The 26,648-nt window shown below is 60.7% G+C and carries 27 protein-coding genes; 21 read left to right on the forward strand and 6 right to left on the reverse strand.

The window, feature by feature from the left end; translation table 11 throughout:
• The first annotated feature begins 36 nt into the window (after positions 1-36).
• Entirely contained in the window at positions 37-609 is a 573-nt protein-coding gene (ilvN, locus tag AC4CWH_RS05375) for an acetolactate synthase small subunit (RefSeq protein ID WP_491320716.1), read from the forward strand.
• A 113-nt stretch (positions 610-722) separates the two neighbouring features.
• Here the strand turns inward: ilvN and AC4CWH_RS05380 are convergent, their stop codons facing one another.
• Positions 723-1,568 carry an aldo/keto reductase gene (locus AC4CWH_RS05380; protein WP_491320717.1) on the reverse strand — a complete coding sequence of 282 codons (846 nt, stop codon included), beginning with the start codon at positions 1,566-1,568 and terminating at the stop codon, positions 723-725.
• A gap of 189 nt (positions 1,569-1,757) precedes the next feature.
• Between AC4CWH_RS05380 and AC4CWH_RS05385 the strand changes: the two genes are divergently transcribed.
• The 5 genes from AC4CWH_RS05385 to AC4CWH_RS05405 all read left to right on the forward strand — a co-directional run bounded on the left by AC4CWH_RS05385 (position 1,758) and on the right by AC4CWH_RS05405 (position 5,333).
• A complete protein-coding gene (locus tag AC4CWH_RS05385; RefSeq protein ID WP_491320718.1) occupies positions 1,758-2,351 on the forward strand; it encodes a LysE family translocator in 594 nt (197 codons plus the stop codon).
• Between the two features lie 107 nt (positions 2,352-2,458).
• Positions 2,459-3,103 (forward strand): nitrile hydratase subunit alpha, encoded by a 645-nt coding sequence (gene nthA, locus AC4CWH_RS05390; RefSeq protein ID WP_491320719.1) that lies wholly within the window; start codon positions 2,459-2,461, stop codon positions 3,101-3,103.
• Positions 3,100-3,759 carry a nitrile hydratase subunit beta gene (gene nthB / locus AC4CWH_RS05395; protein WP_491320720.1) on the forward strand — a complete coding sequence of 220 codons (660 nt, stop codon included), beginning with the start codon at positions 3,100-3,102 and terminating at the stop codon, positions 3,757-3,759. Before nthA ends, nthB begins: the two co-directional genes overlap by 4 nt.
• Positions 3,746-4,117, forward strand: a complete 372-nt coding sequence (locus tag AC4CWH_RS05400; RefSeq protein ID WP_491320721.1) for a nitrile hydratase accessory protein — start codon at positions 3,746-3,748, stop codon at positions 4,115-4,117. Before nthB ends, AC4CWH_RS05400 begins: the two co-directional genes overlap by 14 nt.
• A gap of 91 nt (positions 4,118-4,208) precedes the next feature.
• Positions 4,209-5,333, forward strand: a complete 1,125-nt coding sequence (locus AC4CWH_RS05405) for an ATP-dependent DNA helicase (RefSeq protein WP_491320722.1) — start codon at positions 4,209-4,211, stop codon at positions 5,331-5,333.
• A 6-nt stretch (positions 5,334-5,339) separates the two neighbouring features.
• On the opposite strand, the gene AC4CWH_RS05410 is transcribed toward AC4CWH_RS05405, so the two are convergent.
• Positions 5,340-6,011, reverse strand: coding sequence for a MerR family transcriptional regulator (locus AC4CWH_RS05410; RefSeq protein WP_491284626.1), 672 nt, complete (start codon positions 6,009-6,011; stop codon positions 5,340-5,342).
• Between the two features lie 278 nt (positions 6,012-6,289).
• Here AC4CWH_RS05410 and AC4CWH_RS05415 point away from each other — a divergent pair, with 278 nt between their 5' ends.
• On the forward strand, positions 6,290-7,042 hold the full coding sequence (locus AC4CWH_RS05415) for a pyridoxine 5'-phosphate synthase (RefSeq protein WP_491284628.1): 753 nt from the start codon (positions 6,290-6,292) through the stop codon (positions 7,040-7,042).
• An 8-nt stretch (positions 7,043-7,050) separates the two neighbouring features.
• Here AC4CWH_RS05415 and AC4CWH_RS05420 read toward each other — a convergent pair whose 3' ends face one another.
• Both AC4CWH_RS05420 and AC4CWH_RS05425 read right to left on the reverse strand, forming a co-directional pair.
• The gene (locus AC4CWH_RS05420; RefSeq protein WP_491320723.1) at positions 7,051-7,962 is read right to left on the reverse strand and encodes a bifunctional helix-turn-helix transcriptional regulator/GNAT family N-acetyltransferase; all 912 of its coding nucleotides are present in this window, start codon (positions 7,960-7,962) and stop codon (positions 7,051-7,053) included.
• 131 nt (positions 7,963-8,093) lie between these two features.
• Entirely contained in the window at positions 8,094-8,975 is an 882-nt protein-coding gene (locus AC4CWH_RS05425) for an SDR family oxidoreductase (protein ID WP_491284632.1), read from the reverse strand.
• Between the two features lie 143 nt (positions 8,976-9,118).
• On the opposite strand from AC4CWH_RS05425, the gene AC4CWH_RS05430 reads away from it, so the two are divergent.
• From AC4CWH_RS05430 to AC4CWH_RS05495, 14 genes are all read left to right on the forward strand, one after another.
• The gene (locus tag AC4CWH_RS05430; RefSeq protein ID WP_491284633.1) at positions 9,119-9,532 is read left to right on the forward strand and encodes a winged helix-turn-helix transcriptional regulator; all 414 of its coding nucleotides are present in this window, start codon (positions 9,119-9,121) and stop codon (positions 9,530-9,532) included.
• 164 nt (positions 9,533-9,696) lie between these two features.
• Positions 9,697-10,335, forward strand: coding sequence for a TetR/AcrR family transcriptional regulator C-terminal domain-containing protein (locus AC4CWH_RS05435; RefSeq protein ID WP_491284635.1), 639 nt, complete (start codon positions 9,697-9,699; stop codon positions 10,333-10,335).
• A gap of 60 nt (positions 10,336-10,395) precedes the next feature.
• Positions 10,396-11,415, forward strand: a complete 1,020-nt coding sequence (gene ilvC, locus AC4CWH_RS05440) for a ketol-acid reductoisomerase (RefSeq protein ID WP_491284636.1) — start codon at positions 10,396-10,398, stop codon at positions 11,413-11,415.
• Positions 11,416-11,996: 581 nt separating this feature from the next.
• Positions 11,997-14,891 carry an autotransporter outer membrane beta-barrel domain-containing protein gene (locus AC4CWH_RS05445; protein WP_491320724.1) on the forward strand — a complete coding sequence of 965 codons (2,895 nt, stop codon included), beginning with the start codon at positions 11,997-11,999 and terminating at the stop codon, positions 14,889-14,891.
• A 237-nt stretch (positions 14,892-15,128) separates the two neighbouring features.
• Positions 15,129-16,355: an aminotransferase-like domain-containing protein gene (locus AC4CWH_RS05450; RefSeq protein ID WP_491320725.1), complete on the forward strand. Its 1,227-nt coding sequence runs from the start codon at positions 15,129-15,131 to the stop codon at positions 16,353-16,355.
• Between the two features lie 252 nt (positions 16,356-16,607).
• Positions 16,608-17,441: an SHOCT domain-containing protein gene (locus AC4CWH_RS05455; RefSeq protein ID WP_491320726.1), complete on the forward strand. Its 834-nt coding sequence runs from the start codon at positions 16,608-16,610 to the stop codon at positions 17,439-17,441.
• A gap of 24 nt (positions 17,442-17,465) precedes the next feature.
• The gene (locus AC4CWH_RS05460; protein ID WP_491320727.1) at positions 17,466-17,903 is read left to right on the forward strand and encodes a GNAT family N-acetyltransferase; all 438 of its coding nucleotides are present in this window, start codon (positions 17,466-17,468) and stop codon (positions 17,901-17,903) included.
• Positions 17,904-17,999: 96 nt separating this feature from the next.
• Positions 18,000-18,983: an ABC transporter substrate-binding protein gene (locus AC4CWH_RS05465; protein WP_491320728.1), complete on the forward strand. Its 984-nt coding sequence runs from the start codon at positions 18,000-18,002 to the stop codon at positions 18,981-18,983.
• Positions 18,984-18,997: 14 nt separating this feature from the next.
• On the forward strand, positions 18,998-20,692 hold the full coding sequence (locus tag AC4CWH_RS05470; protein WP_491320729.1) for an ABC transporter permease: 1,695 nt from the start codon (positions 18,998-19,000) through the stop codon (positions 20,690-20,692).
• Positions 20,680-21,705, forward strand: a complete 1,026-nt coding sequence (locus AC4CWH_RS05475; RefSeq protein ID WP_491320730.1) for an ABC transporter ATP-binding protein — start codon at positions 20,680-20,682, stop codon at positions 21,703-21,705. The genes AC4CWH_RS05470 and AC4CWH_RS05475 overlap by 13 nt, the downstream gene beginning before the upstream one ends.
• 142 nt (positions 21,706-21,847) lie before the next feature.
• Complete coding sequence (locus tag AC4CWH_RS05480) at positions 21,848-22,765, forward strand: PhzF family phenazine biosynthesis protein (RefSeq protein ID WP_491320731.1); 918 nt, start codon at positions 21,848-21,850, stop codon at positions 22,763-22,765.
• 354 nt (positions 22,766-23,119) lie between these two features.
• Positions 23,120-23,341: a hypothetical protein gene (locus AC4CWH_RS05485; RefSeq protein WP_491284653.1), complete on the forward strand. Its 222-nt coding sequence runs from the start codon at positions 23,120-23,122 to the stop codon at positions 23,339-23,341.
• 471 nt (positions 23,342-23,812) lie between these two features.
• On the forward strand, positions 23,813-24,778 hold the full coding sequence (locus AC4CWH_RS05490) for an NAD(P)H-dependent flavin oxidoreductase (protein WP_491320732.1): 966 nt from the start codon (positions 23,813-23,815) through the stop codon (positions 24,776-24,778).
• A 242-nt stretch (positions 24,779-25,020) separates the two neighbouring features.
• Positions 25,021-25,248, forward strand: a complete 228-nt coding sequence (locus tag AC4CWH_RS05495) for a hypothetical protein (RefSeq protein WP_491284658.1) — start codon at positions 25,021-25,023, stop codon at positions 25,246-25,248.
• Positions 25,249-25,484: 236 nt separating this feature from the next.
• Here AC4CWH_RS05495 and AC4CWH_RS05500 read toward each other — a convergent pair whose 3' ends face one another.
• Positions 25,485-25,628, reverse strand: coding sequence for a DUF1127 domain-containing protein (locus AC4CWH_RS05500; RefSeq protein WP_491284660.1), 144 nt, complete (start codon positions 25,626-25,628; stop codon positions 25,485-25,487).
• Positions 25,629-25,893: 265 nt separating this feature from the next.
• Positions 25,894-26,040, reverse strand: a complete 147-nt coding sequence (locus AC4CWH_RS05505) for a DUF1127 domain-containing protein (protein ID WP_491284661.1) — start codon at positions 26,038-26,040, stop codon at positions 25,894-25,896.
• Positions 26,041-26,648: the final 608 nt, after the last annotated feature.

Raw genomic sequence — 26,648 nt, forward strand, 5'->3', positions numbered from 1 at the left:
TCCGCCGCCAAAGGGACAAGGACAAGGATTTTACCCATGAACGCACACCTACAACCCACCGGCTCGGCTTATTTCATCTCGCCGGAGACTTCGCTTCAGGAGCGCCACACGCTGTCCGTGCTCGTTACCAACGAGCCGGGCGTGCTGGCGCGTGTCATCGGCCTGTTTTCCGGCCGTGGATACAATATCGAGAGCCTGACGGTGTCGGAGACCGAGCATGAGGCGCACCTGTCGCGCATCACCATCGTCACCAATGGTACGCCCGGCGTGCTGGAGCAGATCAAGGCGCAGCTGGAACGCATCGTGCCCGTCCACCGCGTCGTGGATCTGACGGTGCGCGCCGGCCAGCTTGGTCAGGAGCGTCCGATCGAGCGGGAAGTGGCATTGGTCAAGATCGCCGGCACTGGCGAGGATCGCGCCGAGACGCTGCGTCTGGCCGATGCCTTCCACGCCAAGGTGGTCGATGCGACCGTCTCGCATTTCATCTTCGAGATCACCGGCAAGTCCTCCAAGATCGACCAGTTCGTGGCGATCATGAAGCCGCTTGGCCTCATTGAAGTGTGCCGCACGGGCATTGCTGCGATGAACCGCGGCGCGCAGGGGATGTGATCTTTTGAGGTGCAAAAGTCGCCAGCGTTGCGCCGGAGACTTTTGCATAATCAAGAGGTTGCGCAGGGTTTCGGGTAATCCGAATCCGCGTCTTCAGGTTTTGATTCAAGCCGTTAAAGCATTTCGAGCGGTTGTTTTTTCGACGGCGGCGGGAAAGCGCGGTCAAGCGCTTCCCAGTCTTCGTCGCTGATGTCGAGGTCGATGGCGCCGAGATTTTCCTCGACGCGGGCGGGGTTGCCGGTTTTGGGAATGGCGATCATCCGGTCGCGCTCCAGCACGAAGGCAAGCGCCACCTGCGCCGGCGTCGCCTGATAGGATTTGGCGATGCGGATGAGGTCCGGATGGCGCAGAAGGCGGCCCTGCTCGATGGGCGAATAGGCCATCAGCGCGATGTCCCGTTCCTGGCACCACGGCAGCAGATCGTATTCGATGCCGCGCCGGGAGAGATTGTAGAGCACCTGGTTTGCCGCGCAGTCTGCGCCTCCAGGCACCGCCATCAACTCCTCCATGTCATCGACGTCGAAATTGGAAACGCCCCATGCGCCGATACGACCTTCCGCTTTCAAAACTTGAAGACCGGCAACGGTGTCTGCGAGCGGATGCTGACCGCGCCAATGCAGGAGATAGAGGTCGAGTTTCTCCGTGCCGAGACGGTGCAGGCTGCGCGCGCAGGCATCGATCACGCCCTGTCGGCTGGCATTGTGCGGATAGACCTTGCTGACGAGAAATACCTCGTCGCGGCGCCCGACAATCGCTTCGCCGACAAGCTCTTCCGAGGCGCCCTCGCCATACATTTCCGCGGTATCGATCAGCGTCATGCCGAGATCGATGGCGGCCTGCAGGCTTTTGATTTCCGAGGCGCGGTGATGCGCATCGTCGCCCATCTTCCAGGTTCCGATGCCAAGGGCCGGCACCGTCTGGCCGGATTTCAGCGTCACTGTTGGCATATCCTGGTGCATGGCAATCTCCTTTGAAAATGGGGCCGTTCGTCGCGGCGTGCTCCGCGAAGACAGAGAGTATGAAACCGGCAGATAGGCTGTCGAGAAGGCCGGTCAACCACCATCCGTCAAATCAGATGGTATCTGCATCACAAGCCGCTATTGGATCTTTTAAGACAGTCTCGCCTGGAGGCGAGAAAAGGAAACGCCATGACATTCGACGCGCTTTTCGCCCTGGTTCTCTTTGGCCTGACAACCTCCATCACGCCGGGGCCCAACAACATGATGCTGTTTGCTTCGGGCGTGAATTTTGGTTTCCGCCGCACCATTCCGCACATGCTGGGCATCGGTGCCGGCTTTTTCAGTCTGCTGCTGGGGGTGGGGTTTGGGCTCGGCGCCTTGCTTCACGCGTTGCCGCAGCTGTACCTCGCGCTGAAAATCGCCGGTGGGCTTTATCTTCTTTATATCGCCTGGAAGATCGGTTCATCGCGGGTGCTGGCTGAAGGCCGCAGCGGCGGCCGGCCGATGACATTTTTCGGCGCTGCCGCATTTCAGTGGGTGAACCCGAAGGCCTGGGTGATGGCCGTCACCGCCATGGCGATCTATGCGGACCCGGAAAATTATCTGCGCAGCGTCTGGCTGATCGGAATTGTCTTTACTCTTGTCAATCTGCCGAGCGTTTCGCTGTGGGCCAGTTTCGGCTCCGTGTTGCGCAACTGGCTCGCCGTTCCGGTGCGGTTGAAATGGTTCAATATCAGCATGGCGGTGCTGCTCGTGCTCAGCCTTCTGCCCATGCTGAAATGACGGCAGGCCGGCGGCGCGACGTCGTTGATTACGGATCGAAGGCCTTGATTGGTTGCGTCGATCTGTTCCATGGTTGGCCCCAGACGGATGCGAGAGGCACCACGGCGATGAGCAGCGACCACCATCACGATCACGAGCATGATGATCACCACCACGACAACCACTACAGCGACATGCAGGCGCGGGTGCGCGCGCTTGAAACGGTGCTGACGCAGAAGGGTCTGATCGATCCGCAGGCGCTCGATGCCATCGTGGAGACTTACGAGTCGAAGATCGGGCCGCGCAATGGCGCTCGCGTGGTGGCAAAAGCCTGGGCTGATAAAGCCTTTGCCGCATGGCTTGCAGCGGATGCGACCGCTGCCATTGCAAGCCTTGGCTTTACCGGCCGCCAGGGCGAACACATGCGTGCGGTGTTCAACACGAAGGAGACCCACAATCTCGTCGTCTGCACGCTCTGCTCCTGTTACCCATGGTCGGTGCTCGGTCTGCCGCCGGTCTGGTACAAGGCGCCGGCCTATCGCGCCAAGGCGGTCATCGATCCGCGCGGCGTGCTCCTGGAATTCGGCGTGGTGCTGCCGCAGGCGCAAAAAATCCGCGTCTGGGATTCGACGGCGGAGCTGCGTTATCTCGTGGTGCCCGAACGTCCCGAGGGAACCGAAGGCTGGAGCGAGGAGCAGTTGGCCGACCTCGTTACGCGTGACAGCATGATCGGCACCGGCCTTGCCCGACCGACAGTGGAGGTGGCGGCATGAACGGCCCGCATGATCTCGGCGGCCAGATGGGGTTCGGGCCTGTCGCGCCGGAAAAGGACGAGCCGTATTTTCATGGCGAGTGGGAAAAGCGGGCGCTGGGCATCACGCTGTCCTGCGGCGCGTTTGGTGCCTGGACGATCGATGAAAGCCGGCATGCGCGGGAAAACATCGCGCCTGCCGCCTATCTCTCGGCGAGCTATTACGAAATCTGGATCCGCGCGCTGGAGGTTCTTCTGGAGCGTCATGGCTTTGTGACGGAAGATGAGATTTCCGTGGCAAAAGCCCTCACGACGGCCGCCGAGCCGAAGCGCGTGCTGAAGGCGGATATGGTGCCGGCGGTGCTGGCAAAGGGCGCGCCCTGCGACCGTCTGGTTGATTCTGCTCCCCGCTTTGTCGTTGGCCAGACGGTGCGCACGAAAAACATCAACCCGCTCGATCATACCAGATTGCCGCGTTATGCACGGGCAAAGACCGGCGCAATCGAGGCCGTGCAGGGCGCCTTTGTTTATCCCGACGACAACGCCCATGGCCGCGGCGAAAATCCGCAATGGGTCTATACGGTCGTGTTTGATGGTCCGGAGATCTGGGGCGAGGGGAGCGATCCGACGCTCACCGTGTCCATTGATGCGTGGGAGAGCTATCTTGAGCCAGTGTGAACCCCTTTCGCCGCTTGCTCAATCGCCCGGCCTTCCCCTCTCTCCCGAGGGAGCGCCGGCCTTTGCCGAGCCATGGCAGGCGCAGGCTTTTGCGCTGACCGTGCATCTGCATGAGCGCGGTGTGTTTTCATGGAGCGAATGGGCCGAAAACCTGTCGCGCGAGGTTCACCGGCCGGAGCGGGCGCAAGACGGTTCGGATTATTTCGACGCCTGGGTTGCCGCACTGTCGCATCTGCTTGCCGAAAAAGGCGTGGCGGATCGGGACACGGTTCTCGCCCTGCAACACAGTTGGCAAAGGGCAGCAGAGGCAACGCCGCACGGGCAACCGATCGAGCTTGCCAATGATCCCCTTCGGTAAAGAATGATCGGCTTCGCTAAAGCATGTGTTTGCAGCCTCTGCTTTCCTGTTTCAGGTTGCTATTCTGTTCCGAATCCGTGAAGGAAGAGGCATGCAGTTTGCACCTCAACAGGACGAGGCCCTGAAGGCCGTTTCGAAGTGGCTGAAGGAAGGCCGCAGCCCGGTTTTTCGCCTGTTCGGTTATGCCGGCACGGGCAAGACCACGCTTGCAAAACATTTTGCCGAAAATGTCGATGGCGAGGTGCTGTTTGCAGCCTTTACCGGCAAGGCAGCGCAGGTGCTGCGCTCGCGCGGCGCGGCCAACGCCCGCACCATCCATTCCCTGATCTATCGCCCGCGCGGCGAGGAGGCGGTGGAAAACGAGGAGACGGGAAAAACCTCGGTCTCGCCGATGTTTTCCATCAACCGTCAGAGCCCGCTGTCCAAGGCCGCTCTCATCGTCATCGACGAATGTTCGATGGTGGACGAGCAACTGGGCAAGGACCTGATGAGTTTTGGCACGCCGATCCTGGTGCTTGGCGATCCCGGCCAGTTGCCGCCCGTCTCCGGCGGCGGTTTTTTTACCGAGCAGGAGCCGGATTACCTGCTGACCGATATCCATCGCCAGGCCCGCGACAACCCGATCATCCAGCTGGCCATGCAGGTGCGCGAAGGCCGCGAGATCATGCATGGTGATTATGGCACGGCGCAGGTGATTTCGCGCAACGATGTCAACCAGACACTGGTGCTGGAGGCCGATCAGGTTCTGGTTGGCACCAACAAGACGCGCCGGCGTTATAACCAGCGGCTTCGCGAGTTGAAGGGTTTTAACCAGCCATATCCGCAATCCGGCGACAAGCTGGTGTGCCTGCGCAATGATCCGACCAAGGGCTTGCTCAACGGCTCGCTCTGGCAGGTGATGAGTTCATCGCGCGAGACGGTCAAGCCCGGCATCAACCTGATGATCCGCCCGGAAGACGACGACATGAACCGCGGCGCCTCCAAGATCAAGCTTTTGAAGCAGGCCTTCGAGGAAGAGGGTGAGATCCCCTGGACCACCCGAAAACGCTACGACGAGTTTGATTTTGGTTACGCGCTGACCGTGCACAAGGCGCAAGGCTCTCAGTGGAACAATGTCGTGCTGTTCGATGAAAGCTGGGCCTTTCGCGACAGCCGCGAGCGCTGGCTTTATACGGCCATCACCCGGGCTGCCGAAACTATCACCATCGTACGGTAAGTCCGCTCAGTGCGGCAGAAGGCCGAGCACGATGGCCTTGGCGGCAGCCTGAAAACGGTTGGACACGCCAAGCCGCACAATCAGGCTTTCCTCCAGAACGGCCAGTTCCTCTTCCGTCAGGTTCAGCTGCCGCGCGAGATCTCCGCCCTTGAAACCTTCGGTCATCAGCACGAGGCAGCGACGGTCCCGGTCTGAAAACACCAGCGGCTCCACATGCACGCCTGATGTCACCTCCGGGGCAATGTCGATCTCGCTGACCAGTGAACGGATCTGCTGGATCTGCCGGTGGATCGAGGAAATATCGGAGGTCAGTTCGCGCTTGCGGCTATCGAGCACCCGGCAGAAAATCGCATCCGCCTCCAGCTGGCTTGCCGCATCGGAAAGATCCTGCATCAGGTCCTGAATGGCAGAGAGTGGCATGCCCACCTCCCGGCAGGCGTTGATGACCGCCATCTTGCGGATCATTCGCTGATCGTAGACCCGCATCATGCCGAGCCGCTCGGCAGTGATCAGGCCCTTTTCCTCGTAAAAATGTAAGGTCCGGTGGGTAACGCCAAACAGCTCGGCCATGTCTGAAATGCCGATGGGCTGTCCGTCATTGCAAACGTGCTGTCCGATCCGGGGCAGGAAAGCCGGGGCCGGACGCCCCATGGTCTCACTCGATGTCTGTACCCGCATGGCTGTCTCCTCCTTCATGCAGGGCACACAGGCTCCGCCAGCCCATATGCCTGCTGCCCGCCTACTGCCTGCCGAAAGTGCAAAGTGCGGCGGCTGCTGCACCTATTTTATGCAATTCTAAAGTTAACAGTTTATTCCGGATGCGAAACTGCGATTCTGTGGCCACAAGAATTGATAGATCCGTCAGTATTTTGCGTGGAAACGGGCGGATTATTCCGTTGCCGATGCGCCAGCCTTTGCTTTAGACATGCAGGCATTGCCTGCCGAGGACCGATGCGATGCCCGCGAAGCTTTCCGTCAATCTGAATGCCGTTGCCATGCTGCGCAATCGTCGCGATCTTCCGTGGCCAAGCGTCGAGCATCTCGGCCATGTGGCGCTTCAAGCCGGCGCCTATGGGCTGACGGTGCATCCGCGTCCCGACCAGCGCCACATCCGTTTTTCCGATCTGCCGGTGTTGCGCGCGCTGATCGACGATGTGTTTCCAAAGGCCGAGTTCAACATAGAAGGTTATCCTTCGGAGGATTTTCTCGCGCTGTGCGAGAAGACGCAGCCGGAACAGGTCACGCTGGTGCCGGATGATCCGGCCCAGGCGACCTCCGATCACGGGTTTGATTTCCGCCGTCAGGGCGAGATGCTGAAGCCGATCATCGCCCGCCTCAAGGCATCGGGCATGCGAGTGTCGCTGTTTGCCGATGGCGATGGTGATGTCGAGGCGGTGAAGCTGGCCAAGGCGACGGGTGCCGACCGCATCGAGCTTTATACCGGCCCTTACGGCGGCTGTTACGATCAGCCGGAAAAGGCGCGTGAGATGCTCGACCTCTTGGGACGCACGGCCGATGCAGCCCATGCCGAAGGTCTTGGCGTGAATGCCGGCCATGACCTGACGGTTGCCAACCTTCCGGCCCTTGCCGCCCGCATTCCCCATCTTGCCGAAGTCTCCATCGGCCATGGCCTGACGGCAGATGCGCTGGAATATGGCATGGCAGAAACGGTTCGCCGCTTCCGCCGCGCCTGCGGCGAAACCATCTGAGATCGCGATCAGAGATCGAGCACCCATGTCTGGCCGTTGAGTTCAGGCCCGAACATCGTGTGCCGTTCTTCGGAGACCAGCCGGAACCCGGCCTTCTGATAGATGGCAAGCGCTGCGGCAAGGTTATCATTGGTCCAGAGCGAGAGCGTGCGGTAACCGCTGCGGCGTGAAAACCCGATGGCTTCGCTGACCAGCGCCTTGCCAAGGCCAAGCCCGCGTGCGGCAGGATCCACATAAAGAAGGCGCAGCTTTGCCACATCCGCTCCCCCATCCATGATGAAGATCGAGCCGAGCCGCTGGCCCTGGCGCTCGGCAATCCAGGCTTTTTCGCGCTTCGGATTGAAGTTTTTCAGAAAACGGCCGGCGACCTCGGCCACAAGGGCCTCGAACTGGTCGTTCCAGCCAAAGGTACTTGTGTAGAATTGCGCCTGTGCGGCAATCACCCAGCCCATGTCTCCCGGCCGGTGATCCCTGAAATTCACCGGTGCCGATGGCTGGCTGCCGCCGAAACTGTCGCGAACAACGGCGATGGCATCGGCAAGCGGCTGGCGGCCATCGTCGGGAAGTCTCTCAAGGGCCAGCGCGATCTGCTGGCGCGACAGATCGGCAAGCCGCGCCCGCTCAGTGTCGCCCGCCGGTGTGAGCGTGAGGGTCTGGCTGCGCCTGTCGTTTGGGTCCTGCTCTGCTGCAACCAGTCCGCTGGCCCGAAACGCCTTGAGAACTCGACTGAGATAGGCGGGATCGAGCGAAAGTGTCCGGGTCAGCGTGCTTGCGCAAATGCCAGGGGTCGCGCCGATGTCATGCAAAATACGCGCTTCCGCCAGCGTGTAACCGGCGCCGAGATAATCGCGGCCGAGAATGCCGAGCTGGTGTGTGTAGAAGCGGTTGAAATCACGGATGCTGTCGAGAAGATCGATCATGGCTGAACCTCTTTTGAGCATTCAGTCAATTATTAGTTGACGGAGTCAAGTAATTTCTCCGGCGTCGCGTAAAAACGCCGGCGAAGGTTCGCCGGCGTTCGGATTGACGACCGGAAAAATGGGGTCGGCACTCAGCCGAGTGCTGCCTTGTTCTCCTCGAAGAAATCAGCAACCGACTGCGGCTTGCGCCCGGTTAGCGTTTCAAACACATCCGTCAGCACTTCGAAATTGCCGGCACGGATATTGGCGTCCGTGGAGACCACGAGATCCACCACGAAAGGCGGCATGCCGGCACCGGCGACGCCTTCGGCCAGCTGCTCATCAGTCACCTGCACCACTTTCAGCGGTTTGCCGGCGGCCTTGGAAACGGCAGCGGCGATCTCTTCGGCGTTCAAAAGTTCGGCGCCGGTCAGTGTCAGCGTCACATTGCCGGCCGGCGGGTTGGCAACGGCAGCGGCCGCAGCGGCTGCGCAGTCATCGCGGGAGATGTTGGGCACGCGGCCTTCGCCGGTGGAGGTGAACCACATTCCCGCCTGCAGATTGTGCGGCATGCCCATGAAATAATTGTCGATGTACCAGGAATTGCGGATGATCGTGTAGGCGAGGCCGCTGGCCTTGATCGCCTCTTCGGTGCCGAGATGATCGGGTGCGAAGGACACCAGTGATTTGTCCGGGTTCGGCATCGAGGTGTAGAGGATGTGGCCGACGCCAGCCTTTGCGGCGGCATCAACGGCTGCCTTGTGCTGCGCCAGCCGCTTGCCGGGCGAGGCCAGTTCGTCGGTGGAGATCAGCAGCACGCGGTCGACGCCGGCAAAGGCGGCTTCGAGGCTTGCCGCATCGTCAAAATCCGCCGCCCGCGTTTCGACGCCCTGATCGGCGAGGGCGGAAAGCTTGGCCGGGCTGCGGCTGGCTGCAATGATGTCTGAGGCGGCAACCTTGCCATCCTTCAGAAGGTGAGCGATGACGGCGCCGCCGAGATGACCCGATGCGCCGGTTACGAGGATTTTCGTCATGGGATATTCCTTGCCCCTTGGTGACGGTTTAGCCACCGCAATTGTTGCTCTCAAATTGAGAGTAGCTATAGAATAGGAATTGACGCGCTGGTGTAAAGAAGGCATTTTTCCGGGTGATCGTTACCTGAAGGGAACCACCTCGCATGGACCAGAGAACGCCGGCCAACCTGCTGCCATCGGATGCGGAAAGCCAGATTTCGCGGTGGGACGCCACCAACTGCCCGGTGCGCGACGTGATGAGCCAGATTTCCGGAAAATGGTCGAGCCTGCTTTTGCTGGCGCTTTCGGAAAAGCCTTACCGGTTTGGGGAGTTGCGCCGCCTGGTGCCCGATATTTCCCAGCGCATGTTGACCCAGACGCTGCGCGACCTGCAGCGCGACGGCTATATTGATCGCACCGTTTATCCGACGAAGCCCCCAAGTGTCGAATATGCCATGACCCAGCTTGGCCGATCGATGTTTGATCCGCTGTCGAAAATGATGAACTGGGCCGCCCAGAACCATTCCGCCGTGCGCGATGCCCGCCGCCGCTTCGATGCTTCGGATCTCGCCGGCTGACGCTGGAAGTTATGGACGCGGTGGCCCCGTTTGCTGCGTATTCTCGGTCACCGAACCCTTCCGCAGATTTTTTAAAGAGCCCTTGCATCGGCCTCTTGACCTTGATGCGGCTGCACGCTAGAACCCAGAACCGTACCGTACGGTACTTGTTGGAGGGTCTGATCGTGTCCGCTGAACTGCCAGAAATCCCGGAGTTTTCACCGCGCCAGAACGCTGTTCTGGAACAGGCGTTGAAGCTTCTCGTGGAAGGCGGCGAAAAGGCGTTGACCACATCGGGCCTCGCGCGCGCGGCCAATTGCTCCAAGGAAAGCCTCTACAAATGGTTCGGCGATCGCGACGGCCTGCTGGCCGCGATGATTGCATTTCAGGCCGCCAAGGTGCGCACCTTCGAGCGCGGGGCGGCCCGCCTGACGGTCGATCTCCTGCGCGAGAATCTCGAAACCTTTGGCCGCGATCTTCTGGAGGTTCTGTCGGGCGACGTGTCGCTGGCGCTCAACCGTCTGGCCATTGGTCAGGCAAGCCGCGAGGGCTCCAAGCTCGGTCGTCTTCTGATCGAGCACGGCCGGCGCCAGATCGACCGGCGCGCTATCGGCCTGATGGAAGCTGGACGCCGGGCAGGGCTGTTGCGTTTTGCCGATGCCGACAGCGCCTATCACACACTTTATGGCCTCGTTGTTTCGGACCTGCATGTGCGCATGCTGCTCGGCGAACCGGGGCTCAAGGACAATGCACGCCAGGCAGCACGGGCGGTGGACGCCTTCCTGCAGCTTTACGGCGTGGCACCGGATACCGAACATGCCTGACCGGCGCGTTCGGCTGATGACTTAACCGCACAACAACACCGCATAGGGAAGGACACTACAATGCGCGTCTATTACGATCGGGATGCTGATCTCAACCTCATCAAGTCCAAGAACGTCGTCATCGTCGGCTACGGTTCTCAGGGTCGCGCGCACGCGCTGAACCTGAAGGATTCGGGCGCAACTGGCGTCGTCATCGCGCTGAAGGCCGGCTCGCCGACCATCAAGAAGGCTGAAGCTGATGGCTTCAAGGTGATGACGGTTGCCGAAGCTGCTGCCTGGGCAGACCTTCTGATGATGGCGACCCCTGACGAACTGCAGGCCGACATCTACAAGGCTGACATCGCTGGCAACATCCGCGACGGCGCAGCCATCGCGTTTGCCCACGGCCTCAACGTTCACTTCGGCCTCATCGAGCCGAAGGCTTCGGTCGACGTCGTCATGATCGCGCCGAAGGGCCCGGGCCACACGGTTCGCGGCGAATACCAGAAGGGCGGCGGTGTGCCTTGCCTCGTTGCCGTTCACCAGAACGGTTCGGGCAATGCGCTGGAACTGGCACTTTCCTACGCCTGCGGCGTTGGCGGTGGCCGTTCGGGCATTATCGAAACCTCCTTCAAGGAAGAGTGCGAAACCGACCTCTTCGGCGAACAGGTCGTTCTCTGCGGCGGTCTCGTCGAGCTGATCCGCGCCGGCTTCGAAACCCTGGTCGAAGGCGGTTATGCGCCGGAAATGGCCTATTTCGAGTGCCTGCACGAAGTAAAGCTCATCGTTGACCTGATCTATGAAGGCGGCATCGCCAACATGAACTACTCGATCTCCAACACGGCGGAATGGGGCGAATACGTCACCGGCCCGCGCATCATCACGGCAGAAACCAAGGCCGAAATGAAGCGCGTTCTCACCGACATCCAGACCGGCAAGTTCACGTCTGACTGGATGCAGGAATACCGCGCCGGCGGCGCCCGCTTCAAGGGCATCCGCCGCTTGAACGACAGCCACCAGATCGAGGAAGTCGGCACAAAGCTTCGCGCCATGATGCCCTGGATCGGCAAGAACAAGCTGGTCGACAAGGCCGTCAACTAAGCTTTGTACGCCGCGCCCTGCCTTGCGGCGGGGCCACACCACATTTTTGCGTGACTTCGGGGCCGGACGTGAAAACGTCCGGCCTTCGTGCTTTCACCGATTGGCACACGAAAGGCGTGCAGTTATCCGAAGGGGAAGCTCCAGGCGGAGCGGATGTAGTCGATGCGGGTGTCGCAGTGCCGGCATGGTATCGTTTTGGATTTTTGTGCTGCAGTGCAGTATCGAAAAAGAGATCCCGCCGATATTTTTCTGTGTTCCCCCATCATCTGTGCAGAATCGACAGTATCGATCGAAGCATCAGAGGCTTTATCGAGGGCAGGATATCCCGGAAATTGGATATCCTCCGAATTTCTAGTTGCGCTGAGGTGACAGCTACTGAGATTTCCCGAAAAAAATAAAACCTGACGCGTTTCTGGTAATGCGCGACCTACCGATATTTGTATGGTGATTTCAAATCAGCACAAAGACTCAAAGGGAGGGGCGGAGACATGAGGGGGAATTTCAGGTTGCAGCGCCGCAGGAACTGTTTGCTGGGCCATACGGCCTTTGCCGGGCTCCTGGGAGCAACAACGGTTCTGGGAATGGTTGGTCTGGCCGATCCGGCTTTTGCCGCATGCACCGTGACGGGGGATGCGGCCGAAATCAAGTGCGACAACACCGGTGTTGTTGTGAAGCCGAATCAGGGCGACGTGTCGCTCAGCGTCGATGGGCTGACGATTTCAGGCAGCGACAACAAGATCGACTTCTTTCCGCTCGACGCCGACACGGATGTCTTTGGAGTACTGACGCTCTCCGTCAGCAATACCAGCATCAACACGCCGGACTATGGCGGCATCAATGTCGCGCCGGTCATGCGGGTTGAGAGCATCAATGTCACGCTTGATCCGACCGTCACCATCGTCAATACGGGCGGCTTCGGCGGGTTATGGGTGCGTGCGCAGACGGGTGGCGACATCACCATCAGCAGCGGAGCGGAGATCACCTCCACCGGCAGTTCGGCGATTTCGGCAACGACGAATGACGGCAGCGTCTCCATTACCAATACAGGCGATTTGTCCTCGAGCAGCGAACGCGGCATCTATGCCGATGGCGGCTACAATTCAACCGGACAGACGCTGGTTTCCGTCATCAACAGCGGGGATATCGATGCCTATCAGGAAGGCATTCGCATGGTGCAATGGAACGGCAATATCTATGCCGAGAATTCCGGCGCACTGACCTCCCAGACGCAAAGAGCGCTCTACGCGTGGTCTGCGGCGGTCGGCAATATCGAGATCATCAACTCCGGCTCTGCCATCTCATCGGCCAGGGCAGGGACAATTCTTGCGGCAACAATCGGAAATGCCAGCCTCACCAATTCGGGGTTGCTGCAGGGCGCTGATTTCGGGGCGGATCTCTACACCGATGATGGCACGCTCACTGTCGAAAACACCGCGACGGGCCAGATCATAGGAGCGACGATCGGCCTGCAGATGTCCGCCGTTGCCGGCGATATAACCGTTGAGAATGCAGGTGGCATTTCAGGTGCGAGCGGCATCACAGCCGAAACGGATGATGGCTCGATTTCTGTCGATAACACCGGCACCGTCACATCCACAGCCGGGACAGGTGTTGCCCTCACCGGCGATTCGGTAACGCTGACCAACAGCGGCACCATCACCGCCAGCGGTGGCAATGCCGTCTCGTTCACTGCCGATACCAGCCGTCTGGTCCTCAAGGACGGCTCCAGCATTACCGGCAATGTCGTGGCGTCCGGCGATGCCACCCTGCAGCTGGACTTTGCAAACGCCACGACGCTGGATGCCTCGGATATCGGCGACACCGCCCAATACCAGGGTTTTGACACGGTTGCGGCAACCGGGACCGGCGTGCTGACCCTTGATGGCACCAGCCTTTATTCCGGCCTCGTCTCGCTGACGGGCGGCAATGTGATCGTGGATGGCGACTTGCGCTCTGCGGAATTTCTTGTCGGAACTGGTGTGCAGTTAAGCGGCACCGGCAGTGTCGGTGATCTGACGATTGGTGATGGCGGCTCCGTTGCGCCTGGCCATTCGCCCGGCACCCTGTATGTTTATGGCGACCTGAATTTCCTCAGCGGTTCCACCTATGTGGCGGATCTCACCACATCAGGCCTCAGCGACAATATCGTCGTCAGCGGCGATGTCAGCATTGCTGCGGATACGACCCTGTCTGTGGCGAACCTGCGGGTGGCCAATCCTTTGACCACGGTCTACGAGCTTATCACCTTGACCGGCAGCGGTACCGTCACCGGATCCTTTACCAGTCTTCGCGACCCCTGGACCTTCATCGATCTTGACGTCAACTACAATACATCAAGCGTTACGCTCGGCTATGAGCTGAGCAATGGCGGGGCAAACTTTGCTGCGATCGCCGAAAACACCAATGCGCGCTCGGTTGCCCGTGCAATCGACAGCCTCGGTTCCTCTTCCGCGCTTTATAATGATCTCCTCTGGAGCACGGGGGCAACGACCGCTTCGGCATTCGATCAGCTGTCCGGTGCCATCCATTCCGCTGAGGTCGGTGGGCATATCGAATCCGATCTGCTGTTCAGCAATCTCATGCTGTCCAACCTGGGCGGTTCGGGGTCGCTGTCGCCGGCTTCGGGCGAAGTTCGCAAGGCATCCGGGGACGGCAGCGTCTGGATGAGCGGTTTCGGACGGCGCGGCGAGCGGGACGGACGCGATCTAGGACCGGGCACGACCGATACCGGCCGCGGCCTTGCGTTCGGCGTCAATGGCGCCTTTGCTGATACCTGGGATGTGGGGCTTGCAGCCGCCATCGGCCGCGACCGCGTCAGTGGCAATTCCGATACCGGATCTTCCGAGGCCGACAGCTATTACCTCGGCCTTTCGGCAGCCACGACGGTTGATGCCCTTCGCTTCAGTTTTGGTAGCGCCTATACGCTTCGGACCATCGATACCGCCCGCACCGTCGCACTCGGCACGGTGAACGATCGGCTGACGGCCGATTATGACGCGCAGTCGCTTCAGGCATTCGGTGAAGTCAGCACGCTTGTGTCTGAGGGCGATGTTCGCTGGCAGCCGTTTGGAAATCTGACCTTCGTGCATTACGATCGCGACGGGTTTACCGAACAGGGCGGTGCCTCGGCTTTGTCCAGCAATGACCTGACAGACGACACCCTGTATTCGACACTCGGTGTGCGCCTGGCCTGGGCGCTGCCGACGGTGGGAACGGTGGAGGGCGCGCTCAATGCTCATGCCGGTTGGCGCCATGCATTCGGTGCCAGCAATGCCAACAGCGAGATGGCTTTCGTGTCCGGTGGCGACGGTTTCAATATCGCCGGTGCAAAACCTGCGCGTGACAGTGCCGTCGTCGGTCTCGGCGTTTCCTTCGCGCCAACCCCGGCCAGCACCATCTCGGTGAGTTATGACGGCCAGTTCGGTGACGGAGATGCGGCCCATGGCGTCAAGGCTGGATGGTCGCTGCGTTTCTGAGAGCCTGACGGTTGTCCCGGCTGGACCTTCGGTGCCGGCATTGTTTTTAATCCCCCGGATCCGGTTGGCTCCGGGGGATTTGCATGTTGTCGAACTTTGGCGGCGGCACCTTCAAAAACCCGCAAAGGCATGGCGAAACTGCCATCGCCGTACCAAAATTCGATAAGTCAGTATTGCTGACCTATCGGAACTTGTGTAATGCAGATGCCAGAAGAAACGTAATAAGAGGAAACATCCGTGCTTGATTGGGATCATATCTTTGCGACGCGCTCCTCGCGCATGCGCGCCTCCGAAATCCGCGAACTGCTGAAGCTGCTGGAGCGGCCGGACATCATTTCGTTTGCCGGCGGCATTCCCGACCCAGCGCTGTTTCCGGATGTGGCGTTCAAGGATGCCTATGCGGAGATCTTTTCGAGCCCGCAGGTGAACGCAGCGCTGCAGTATTCGGTGAGCGAAGGCTACAAGCCGCTGCGCGAATGGCTGGTCGGTGAGATGCAAAAGATCGGCATCGACTGCACGGTGGATAACGTCTTCATCACGTCGGGATCGCAGCAGGCGCTGGATTATCTCGGCAAGCTGTTCCTGTCGCCGAAGGATACGGCGCTCGTGACCTGGCCGACCTATCTTGGCGCGCTGCAGGCGTTCAACGCCTATGAACCGAACTATGACCAGCTGACGCCGGGCGGCAATCGCACGCCCGATGCCTACCGCGAAACGGCGGCAAGCCTCGGCGGCGCGGTGAAATTTGCCTATCTCTCGGCGGATTTCTCCAACCCGACCGGCGAAACGGTGGATCTCGAAGGCCGCAAAAAGGTTCTGGAACTCGCCGAAGAGCTGGATATTGCCGTCATCGAAGACGGTGCCTACCAGTCGCTGCGGTATAATGGCGAGCCCATCCCGCCGATCCTGGCGCTCGATATCGCGGCCAAGGGCGGCATCGAAAACACCCGCACCATCTATTCCGGTAGCTTTTCGAAAACGCTGGCGCCGGGCCTGCGCGTCGGCTTCGTCGTCGCCAACATGTCGGTCATCCGCAAGCTGGTGCTGATGAAGCAGGCGGCAGATCTGCATTCCTCCACCATCAACCAGATCGCCATTGCCAATGTTGCCGAGCGCATCTTCGACGCTCAGGTGGCAAAGATCGGTGCGGCCTACAGCGCGCGTCGCGATGCCATGCTCTCGGCGCTTGCCCGTTTCATGCCGGCCAGCACCAGCTGGACGAAGCCGGAAGGCGGCATGTTCGTCTGGGTGACGCTGCCGGCAGGGCTTGATGGTGCCGAGCTTCTGGCGCGCTCCATCGAAACGGAAAAGGTCGCTTTCGTGCCGGGGCAGGCGTTTTTTGCCGATCGCTCGGGCGCCAATACGCTGCGTCTCTCCTTCTCCTGCGCCAACGAAACGATGATCGAGGAGGGCATCCAGCGCCTCGGCCGCCTGATCCGCAACGCCGAAGCCAAGGCCGCCTGATTTCAGCCGTCCGTCATTTTCGAAAGCGCCGCCCTCTTGATAACAGGGGGCGGCGCTTTTTTGCCGACAGGGTGGCTGTGTCTTGCGCCCCTGCCATTGTCTGGTGCTGCCGGCCTTCTCGCCAAACGTGTCATCATGCGGCAAGATCCCCATGATCTCCTGATTGCCGTCGCTTTCCAGCCTCTGCTGTGCCATGAAGGCCAGGAGCATGGCCGTATCGGCGGCCGAGACATTTGGCGGAGACATCATCGCATGCAGGGCCTGACAGACCAGACGCGCCGCGTGATTGCGGATCTTGCCCGCCAGTATGGCCTCAGCGAGGATGCGGTTCTTGCCATGCTGATGGCGGTTCAGCGCGGGCAGGGCACCATGGCGCAGTTCAACATCAGTGAACTCGGCGGCGGCGGCCAGTGGATGATGGGCGGCATGACCATGGTCGGCGACATGTTCAATTATGGCCTGAAAAACACCGTCGACAGTCTTTGCAACGCGCTGTCGCAGGCACTTGCCGCAGGCCGTATTGCTCTTCCGGCAGAGGCCGTTGGTGCGAGCGTCTGGTGGCCGCAGGACCTCGGCTCGCCCTCAAGCGCCGGCGCGCAGAACGACAGCGCCTATGCAATCTTTCCCGCCCACCGCCGCCTGGCAATCAAGGATTTGGGCGGCGTGACCCACTACGATACCGGCGATCATTTTATCTCCGGCGTCGGCCAGCAGCAGGGCAGCAATACCGGGCTTACCTTTTCCAGCCAGTATGGCTCGTTTTCGGTGTCGAGCCTGAGACGCGCCGACGAACTCCCCGAGCCCCTTCAGCAGCCGGTGGAGTGGTCGCCCTCTGTCGTGCAGCCGTCAGCGGCCCCGCCGGTTCAGCCGCTGCAGCAGCAGGCGGCATTACCCTTCGCTCCGGCCCCGGCTGGCGACAGCGCTTGGCAAGCCTCTCCGGCGTCTGCACCCGTCGCCGCCACAGGCCCCAAGGATGCCGCTGAAATCATCGGCCTCATCGAAAAGCTCGCAAGTCTTCGCGAGGCCGGCATCCTGACCGACGAAGAGTTTTCCGCCAAGAAGACCGAGCTTCTTGCCCGTCTGTGACGGCATGTCGGTCCGGGGTTCCCCATGACAACGACCCTGCGCTTGTTACAGGCTGAAGACGAAGAGGGTTGGAAAGCCTATCACGGCATCCGCCGGCATGTGCTTTTTGAGCTGCGGGGCTTGGACTTCTATGACGAAGTCCATCCGGACGAGCACAGGCAAGGACACTTCCCACTGCTGTTCAGCGTTGACGGCGTTCCCGCCGGAACAGCGCGCCTTGATGTTTCAGATGATGCAGAGGATGTCGGCATCGTACGGCTCGTCGCGATCATCCCTCAACTCCAGGGCCAAGGTTTCGGCAGGACGATGATGCGCGCGGTGGAGACTTTTGCCAGTGCGCGGGGCATCAGGCGGCTGGAGGTCTACGCCGCGCCGGACGCTGTTCCGTTCTATCAAAAGCAGGGTTGGCAGCACGTCAGGGAGACGCAGCAAACCGTCCTGCTGGCGAAATTGATCGACTGATCTCCTGTGTCTTTTGCGCGAGTTCTGACTTTGTCACACCTCTGTTAGACACACGTGGTCTAGCGACAGCAATCGTCTTAGAGAAGGATTGCTGCCATGAAGAGATTTGTCTCTGCTGTTTCCGCCCTTGTTGCCTTTGGCGCACTTGCCGTTTCCGCCAATGCCGCCGACCTCGTCATCTATACCAGCCAGCCGAACGAAGATGCCCAGGCAACCGTGGATGGTTTCAAGGCGGCAAATCCCGGCGTCGAAGTCGAATGGGTGCGAGACGGAACGACGAAGATCATGGCCAAGCTGATGGCTGAGATCGAGGCCGGAAATCCGGTGGCCGACGTGCTGCTGATTGCCGACACTGTCACGCTCGAGCGCCTGAAGCAGGACAAGCGGCTGATGGCGTATGTCTCGCCGGAAGCAAAGGCTTATGATGCCTCGCTCTACGATGCCGATGGCTATTATTATTCCACAAAGCTCATCACCACCGGCATCATGTACAACACGCAGGCCGCGATGAAACCGACGAGCTGGAAGGATCTGGCAAAGCCGGAGGCCAAGGGGCTTGTGGCCATGCCAAGCCCGTTGACGTCGGGTGCCGCCCTCATTCATGCCCAGACGCTCACCGCTAATCCGGCCCTCGGCTGGGATTATTACCGCGCGCTGAAGGAAAATGGCGCGACTGCCGCCGGCGGCAATGGCGCGGTGCTGAAATCCGTCGCCACCGGTGAAAAGGCCTATGGCGTTGTCGTCGATTACATGCCGATCCGCGAGAAGGCCAAGGGCGCGCCCATCGAATTCGTTTTCCCCTCGGAAGGCGTCTCGGCCGTCACCGAACCGGTCGCCATCATGAGCGCCACCAAACATGCCGATGCGGCGAAAAAGTTCGTCGATTACGTGCTGTCGGAAAAGGGCCAGGACGGTTTCCTGAAGCTCGGTTATATCCCGGCGCGCAACGGCATGGCTGTTCCCGCAGGCTTCCCGGCTCGTAATACGATCAAGGTCATGCCGCTCAAGGCCTCCGATGCGCTGAAGGATACCGATAAGGACTTGAAGACCTTTTCCGAGATCTTTGGCGGTAACGGCTGATTTCCAGGTTCCCGATGCCCCTTTTGCGTAACACGTCAAACAGCCAGCCCCGCTGGCTGTTTTCGTTCGTTCTCATCATGCTGTTTCTGTTGAGCGTTCTGCCGCTGGGCAGGCTTGCCGTGACCGGCATCCTGTCGCTGGTGAAGGGCGGCGGCGATGGGCTGCTTGCCGATCCTGCTCTCTGGCAGGCGCTGTGGAATACGCTCATCACCTCCTTCCTCGGCATGCTGGTCGCGGTGCTGCTCGGCGGCGGTTTTGCGCTGCTGCTAACGCTGTTTGATATTCGCGCCCGCACGCTGCTGGGCTTCCTGTTCATGCTGCCGATGATGATCCCGCCCCAGGTGACGGCACTTTCCTGGTTGGGGCTCACCGGCCCCTCCAGCACGCTGTTGAAGGCAATCGGCATGGCGCCCCCCATCGGCACGCCGCAGCCGCTCTATTCGATCGGCGGCATTGCGCTGCTGCTCGGGGTGCAGAATGCGCCGCTGGTTTATCTGGCGCTGAGGGCCGGCTTGCTTGCGCTGCCGCGCGATGCCGTGGAGGCGGCACGGCTTTCGGGTGCGTCGGCCTTGCAGGTGCTGGCGCATATCATCCTTCCCTTAGCACTGCCGGGTTTTGCGGCGGGTGCCGCCATGGCCTTCGTCTCCGGCGTCGGCAATTTCGGCATTCCCGCCATTCTCGGCATTCCCGCCTCGATCTACACGCTGCCGACGCTGATTTATGCGAAGTTTGCAAGTTTTGGGCCGAGCACCTTTGGCGATATCTCGCTGCTTTCAGGTTTCATCGCACTTTTGTCGGTGGCGGGCCTGCTGGTCGAGGAGCGGGTGCTGAAGGGCAGGGACTACCGTATCATCGGGCTGTCCGGCCGCTCGGCGGTGTTTGAACTGCGCAAGTGGCGGCTGGTCTCGGAGGCGCTGCTCTGGCTGGTGCTGGTGGTCATTCTGGTCCTGCCTTTCGCAGCGCTTGTGGCAAGTTCGCTGTCTCCCGCTTACGGCGTGCCACTGACGCTGAAGACGTTTACCCTGCATGCCTATGAGGAAGTGCTGCTGCGCCAGTCGGTGACGCGCACGGCTTTTCAGAATTCCATCGTGCTGTCACTTGCAACCGCCTTCGGCCTGCTGCTGGTGACGGTGCTGATGGGCTATTTCGTTGCCCGCGCCAGCCGGCGCGTGGCAGCCCTCGTGTCGGCCCTTGCCGATATTCCCTATGCGCTGCCGGGCATTGTTCTCGCGGTTGCCTGCATCCTTCTGTTTGCCGCCCCGCTGCCACTTGTCGGCGTGTCGATCTACGGCACGATCTGGATCCTGTTCTTTGCCTATCTCTCCAGTTTTCTCGCCGTCAGCTTGCGCCCCATTGCCAGCGCCTTTCGCCAGCTCGATCCTTCACTGGAAGAAGCGGCCCGCCTGTCGGGCGCCGGTTTTTACCAGCGCCTGCGCGATATTCTGGTGCCGCTGGTGGCGCCGGCCGCCGGTGCCGCCGTCATTCTGGTGTTCCTCATCGCCTGCAATGAACTGACCGTCTCGGCGCTCCTCTGGTCTGCCGGTACGCAGACGCTGGGTGTTGCCATCTACAATCTCGATGACAGCGGCAGTTTCAACCTCGCCTCTGCGCTTTCGGTTCTGGTCGTCGTTCTGGTGGTGGCCATGATGCTGCTGCTCGAACTTCTGGCCAAACATCTGCCCAAGGGAGTGGTGCCATGGCGAAGCTGATCCTCAACCGCCTGTCGAAGGATTTTGGCACCGGGCGGGCCGCGGTTGACGATGTCTCGCTCACCATCCGCGAAGGCGGGTTTCTGGCGCTGCTCGGCCCCTCCGGCTGCGGCAAAACGACGGTGCTGCGCATGATCGCCGGCTTCGAACAGCCGACGGATGGCGCGATCCTGCTCGGCGAACGGGTGCTGGCCGATGCATCGTCCATGGTGGCGCCCGAGCGGCGCAACATGGCGATGGTCTTCCAGTCCTACGCGCTCTGGCCGCATATGAGTGTGGCTGATAATGTCGGTTATCCGCTCAAAGTGCGTGGCATCACGGGCGAACGGCGCTCAGCTAAAGTGCGCGAGGCTTTGGCCGCCGTGCGTCTCGAAACCTATGCGGACCGTCGTCCGGCCGACCTCTCCGGCGGCCAGCGCCAGCGCGTGGCGCTGGCCCGGTGCCTCGTCACGGAGCCTGATGTGGTGCTGCTGGACGAGCCGCTCGCCAATCTCGACCGTCACCTACGTCAGGAGATGGAAGAAACGTTTCGCGAATTTCACGCCCGCTCGCGTGCCACGATGATCTATGTGACGCATGATCAGGCGGAAGCCATGGCGCTGGCGACAGACGTTGCCGTGATGGCGGACGGCAAGCTGCTGCAGATGGCATCGCCCGATGAAATCTATGCGCGGCCGCAGGGTCGGCTGGTCGGCGGTTTGATCGGGCAGGGGGCGATCCTGTCGCTGCCGTGGCGCGAACCGATGCCGCGCCAGATGGACTGGCCGGCGCTGCAGGCCTGCTTTTATCCGCAACCGGGAAGCCTTAAGGCCGAGATACTGGTGCGCCCGCAGGATGTGGTGATTTCCGACGAGGGGCTCGATACGGTGGTGGATGCATGCGTTTTCGAGGGCGAACGGTATGCGTTGCGGCTGCTTCTGGGCGATGGACAGGGCTTGCGCGCCTTCAGCCGCCGCCTTCTGAAGCCGGGAGAACGGGTGCGCGTGGTGTTGCGCAGCGGCTGGCGGCTTTGACGGAAACGAAACTGTCGGCAGTATTTTTCCCGATTTTCTCGGGACGGTAAAATTCAACGGTTGATGGTCCGTATTGTCTCGGGCAGTTTGTCGCCCATCTTCCCGGTGCGCTGCATCGGTTTGCGAAGGACAGGAGGTTCCCTTGGCTCTCACTTACGCCGTCTATGACGTGTTCACCGATACCCGGCTTGCCGGAAACCCTCTGGCGGTTGTGTTCGGCGCCGATGCGATGACGGATGGCGAGTTGCAGGCGCTGGCGCGCGAGACCAATCTGTCGGAAACGGTCTTCGTCCAGACCGCCGGCAACCCCGCCCACGCGGCAAAGCTGCGCATTTTTACGCCGACGCGTGAACTGCCGTTTGCCGGCCATCCGACCGTGGGTGCTGCCATCGCCATTGCCGAGCGGAACCATGCGGACGAGCGGCCGGATCTCGATCTCGTCTGCGTGCTGGAAGAAAATGTCGGGCCGGTGCGCTGCGCGGTGCGGCTTACCTCCGGCGAGGCAAGTTTTGCCGAATTCGATCTGCCGCGCATGCCCCAGCGCGTCCAGCTCGGTCTCGACCGGCAGGGGCTTGCCGATGCGCTCGGCGTCAAGCCCGGCGATCTCGGTTTTGAGAACCATGTGCCGTCGGTGTGGAGCGCCGGCGTGCCGTTCCTGATGGTCCCGCTGCACAATCTTGCGACCGTTGAAGGCATCGAATTCGACGGTATGTTGTGGGAGCGCGCGGCCCCGCTGGTCGAGGGCAGGCTTGCCTCCGTCTATGCCTATTGTCGCGGCGGCGTGCATCATGCTGCCCGTTTTCATGCGCGGATGTTTTCACCCGATATGGGAATTTCTGAAGATCCCGCAACCGGTGCGGCAGCCGCAGCCCTTGCCGGCGCCATCCATCATTTCGACGCGCTTCCGGATGGCCACCATCCGGTGCTGATCGAACAGGGCGTCGAGATGGGGCGCCCGTCCTTCATTCATCTGCACATGGATGTGAAGGAGAGTTCAATTGCGCGCGCACGCATTGGCGGGCAGGCTGTGAAGGTCGCGTCCGGAACCTTCCATCTCTGATCGATCTCGCATGACGATCAGATTTTGAGGTTTAGATGGGGAACCGAAAGCCGGCCCGATCGTTATGAGGGCCGACGGGAGTAGGGTCATGCATGTTTCATCTGTTGACGTTGTCGTAAGCCGCCAGGGCGGCGCGTGTTGGCCTGCGCGACGGGAGCGATTTTTTGCGGCCAGGGGCCTCGGGCCCACCCTCTAGCGTATCGCGAACATCACGATCCAAGGTGCTGCGCAAGGCGGCACCGTCGTTCGTCCACCACCCCAACCAGACAGAATATCGCCGTGTTGTTGATGCGTAAGGCTGCCCGCCCAATGGGCGCCAACGGTGATTCGTAATGCCGATGATGAGGAGTACCAATGATCAGAAGTGAGAAGAGGCCGAGCGACGACCCCTTGAATTCTGAGGATCTGGCAAAGTGCCAGCAGGTGTTCGAGCGGCTGCGGGCCGAAATCTGCCCTGATGACGACCAGGAGGAGACCAACCGGCTCGCTGCCATTACCATGGAGCTTTATCGCCAGGGCGTGCGCCGCGAAGACCTTTTGCGCGATATGGTGGCGGCTGCACGAGGGCATCACTGAGAGGTTTACCGCCTTCGACTGATCACTTCCTTGGAGGGCGGCGGTCTCGATTGATAGCAAAGACAACAGCAAGGCGCGGATGTTCAGGCCGCGCCTTTTGATTCGAGGAAGGGACGCCCAAAGCTGCGTTGGTTGCCGCGCCAGCGGCTTGTCTCCACTCAAGCTGCCGATCCCGCTTTAAGCCCAGTTCCCAGCTCGCACCTCCCAGTCGAGCCTCCACGCTCACATCCTTCCCCAGGCCCTCAATCCACCCGCCGTTTCCGTACCGCGAGCAGGCGCGCCCAGTCATCTCCTTGACGTTTACGTAAACTGCGTTTTATATCCGTGCTGTGGGCACGGGCGATCTGCCCCCCGTTGGGGAAGTGTCCGCGCATCTGGCGCGTTCCAAGGCTGGTGGCATAGGCTTTGCCGGTTGGCTGCCACGGCGCACACCGGCTTTTTGATCAAGAACTGCATCCTGGGGAGGACATTATGCCATTGCCAAAAACTCTCTCATCTTTGCGCCTGCCAGCGGTGGCCGCGCCGATGTTTCTGGCGTCGGGGCCGGATCTGGTGGTCGAAACCTGCCGCGCTGGTATTCTCGGCACCTTTCCCGCCCTGAACCAGCGCAGCACGCAAGGTTTTGTCGACTGGATGGACGAGATCCGGGCGCGCCTCCAGCCCTATCCGGATGCCGCTCCGTTCGGGGTCAACCTCATCGTTCACCGCTCCAACCCGCGGCTGGAGGCGGACCTGAAGGCGGTGGTCGATCACCAGGTGCCGCTGGTCATCACGTCGCTCGGGGCCGTGCCTGACGTGGTGAAGGCCGTGCAATCCTATGGCGGACTGGTGTTTCACGACGTCATCAGCCGGCGCCATGCGGAAAAGGCGGCTGAAGCCGGCGTCGATGGCATCATTGCCGTCTGCGCCGGCGCCGGCGGCCATGCGGGCACGCTCAGCCCCTTTGCGCTTTTGCCGGAAATCCGCTCCTTCTTCGACGGCACGCTGCTGTTGTCGGGGGCCATCAGCAACGGAGCGCAGATCGCCGCGGCCCGCCTGATGGGCGCAGACCTTGCGTATCTCGGCACGCGCTTTCTGGTGACCCGCGAATCGCTTGTCAGCGACGAACAGAAGCGCATGACGTTGGAGGCGAAGGCGGGCGACATCGTCTACACCAATGCCATTTCCGGCGTGAACGCAAACTTCCTCAAGCAGAGCATCGTGGCGGCCGGGCTTGATCCGGATCATCTGGTGGCGCATGGGCCGATGGATCTCGGCTCCGAGGCAAAAGCCTGGAAGACGGTGTGGTCGGCCGGGCAGGGCGTTTCGGCCATCGATGATATCCCGACTGTCGCCGAACTTTGCGACCGGCTGGTGCGCGAATATGCAAGCGCCATCGAAATTTCCGTCGCAGACCCATTTATGGCGCGGGCGGGAAGGGCGATCAACCGCTTGTGAAGGGTGAAATTGCTGCGCTCCTGCTTCGTTTCTTCCCTTCAAGTGATTGAGAAAAAATCGTTTTTCTGTGCAGCAGCGCCATCTGCCAGGCCGTTCACGAATTGATGACGATGCGGTCCAAGCTTTGCCCGTTGCCGGATCCAAAAACGAAGCCCATCTTCAGGATGCGTGACCGATAAGGCCGCAGAAACGGCGTTCGGGCCGTCATCGCTCCGGGCGCGCCGTAGAAGAGGATTTGAGCCATGAAACGTATTATCGTTGCTTGCACTATCGCGCTGTTGGGCGCTGGAACAATTGCTTTCGCGCAGGACCTGCATCACGCCAGCGAAGGTCGCCTCAGCATTGGCGCCATCGGCAGCACCGTGCAGCAGGTGTCCGATGAAAATGGCGCGCGTTACAGCGAAGTCTATCGCGTCACGCCCGACCACACCCTGACGCTTGTTTCCCGCACCGCCCTGTCGGACGGTTAAGGATTGTCGGCAAGGGCGGTTCGCTGCCCTTGCATGCTTCATTCAGCTTCGGATGGAAGAAAGCGCCCGCCTCACCGGCGGGTTTTCTTTTGCGGTTCTGTCGGTACCTGCGCAAAACCGCAGACAGCAAAAAGCCCCCGAAGCCGAGGCTGGGGGCCGTCATTCTGCTGTGGTGCTTCAGCCTTTGTTCCGCAACTGCCTCATACAGTCGGCGGTTCGAAGGCAACCCTTTCCGATTAACGGAAGGAGCGCGAAGCGATCGAACGAATGTCGTAGCGGGTCAGGCCGATGTCGCTGAGGGCCTGGTTGGACAGGCCACCCAGTTCGTTCATGGTGCGGCGGTAGCTGATCCAGCTCTTGGCGAGACGAATCGGGTTCATGGGATCTTCCTCAAACTTTGTTGTCCGTTGACACGTCCGTCAGCGGCGATGAGGGTCTTATACATCCGCATAATTAGAATGTGCAGTGCAAAAAGCAGGCGACTGCCATGCGTTTGTGCAATGTGATGAACAAATTTGCATCTTTGGGCAAAAAATGAGCGGCCGCCAAAGCGGCGTCGGCTCCGGCCGCAGGGCACAAAAAAAACGCCCCCCGAATGGGAGGCGTTTTGGAAAGCGTGGCCTTAAAGGTCGCGCTGGACAGTCTTCAGATGCCAACGGCGGTGCGGGCAACGCGACGGATTTCCGAGCGGCCGATGCCGAGATCGGTCAGTTCGCGGTCCGACATGCGGCCGAGTTCAGAAACGGTCTGACGATACTTGCGCCAGTTGGTGAGCGAGCGAGCGATGTTCATGGGTCATATCCTTCATGGGTTGAGGCAGAGACGGATTGCTTGGGTCGATCCGTCTCTCAAATCGATTGAATGCCACTATATGCTGCACCGCGTATAAGAACAGCGCTCATCCCGTATGCCACCCATGCGCTATATGCATTGCTGGTGAAAATCCGTTAAGCGGTGTGGCGAAAAGATGAGCGGTGGCCTCAATCTGTCCGCTCCATGCCGCCTGAATGCGGCAAGGCCCGAAACGAAAACGCCCACCGGGGGAGGACCGGTGGGCGTCAGGGAGGATGACTGGCGATCGGGAGGAGGATCTCGCCAGTCTATCGGGGTTCGCTGGGAGGAGGAGTGCGAACCGCCGAATTTATCATCGGGAAACCCCGAGGCCTTTTGCGGAAAGATCCGCCGACCGCCACGTCGCTGCACAGAATGTCCGTGCTGTTGTTTTGACTATACGCATTTCAGCGCCATTGTGCAGTGCAATATCGACAGGTGAGCCATTCGTCTTTCGCATGGCACTTCTTCTCCTTGATGATCATAGGCAATAAATATTAGGAACATGTAAACAATGGCGTTATCCTGCCGCCATCGAAACATTTCAGAGTTTCCGGTGCGTGGCTGCG

Source organism: Neorhizobium sp. PAMB6716, from assembly GCF_058242805.1.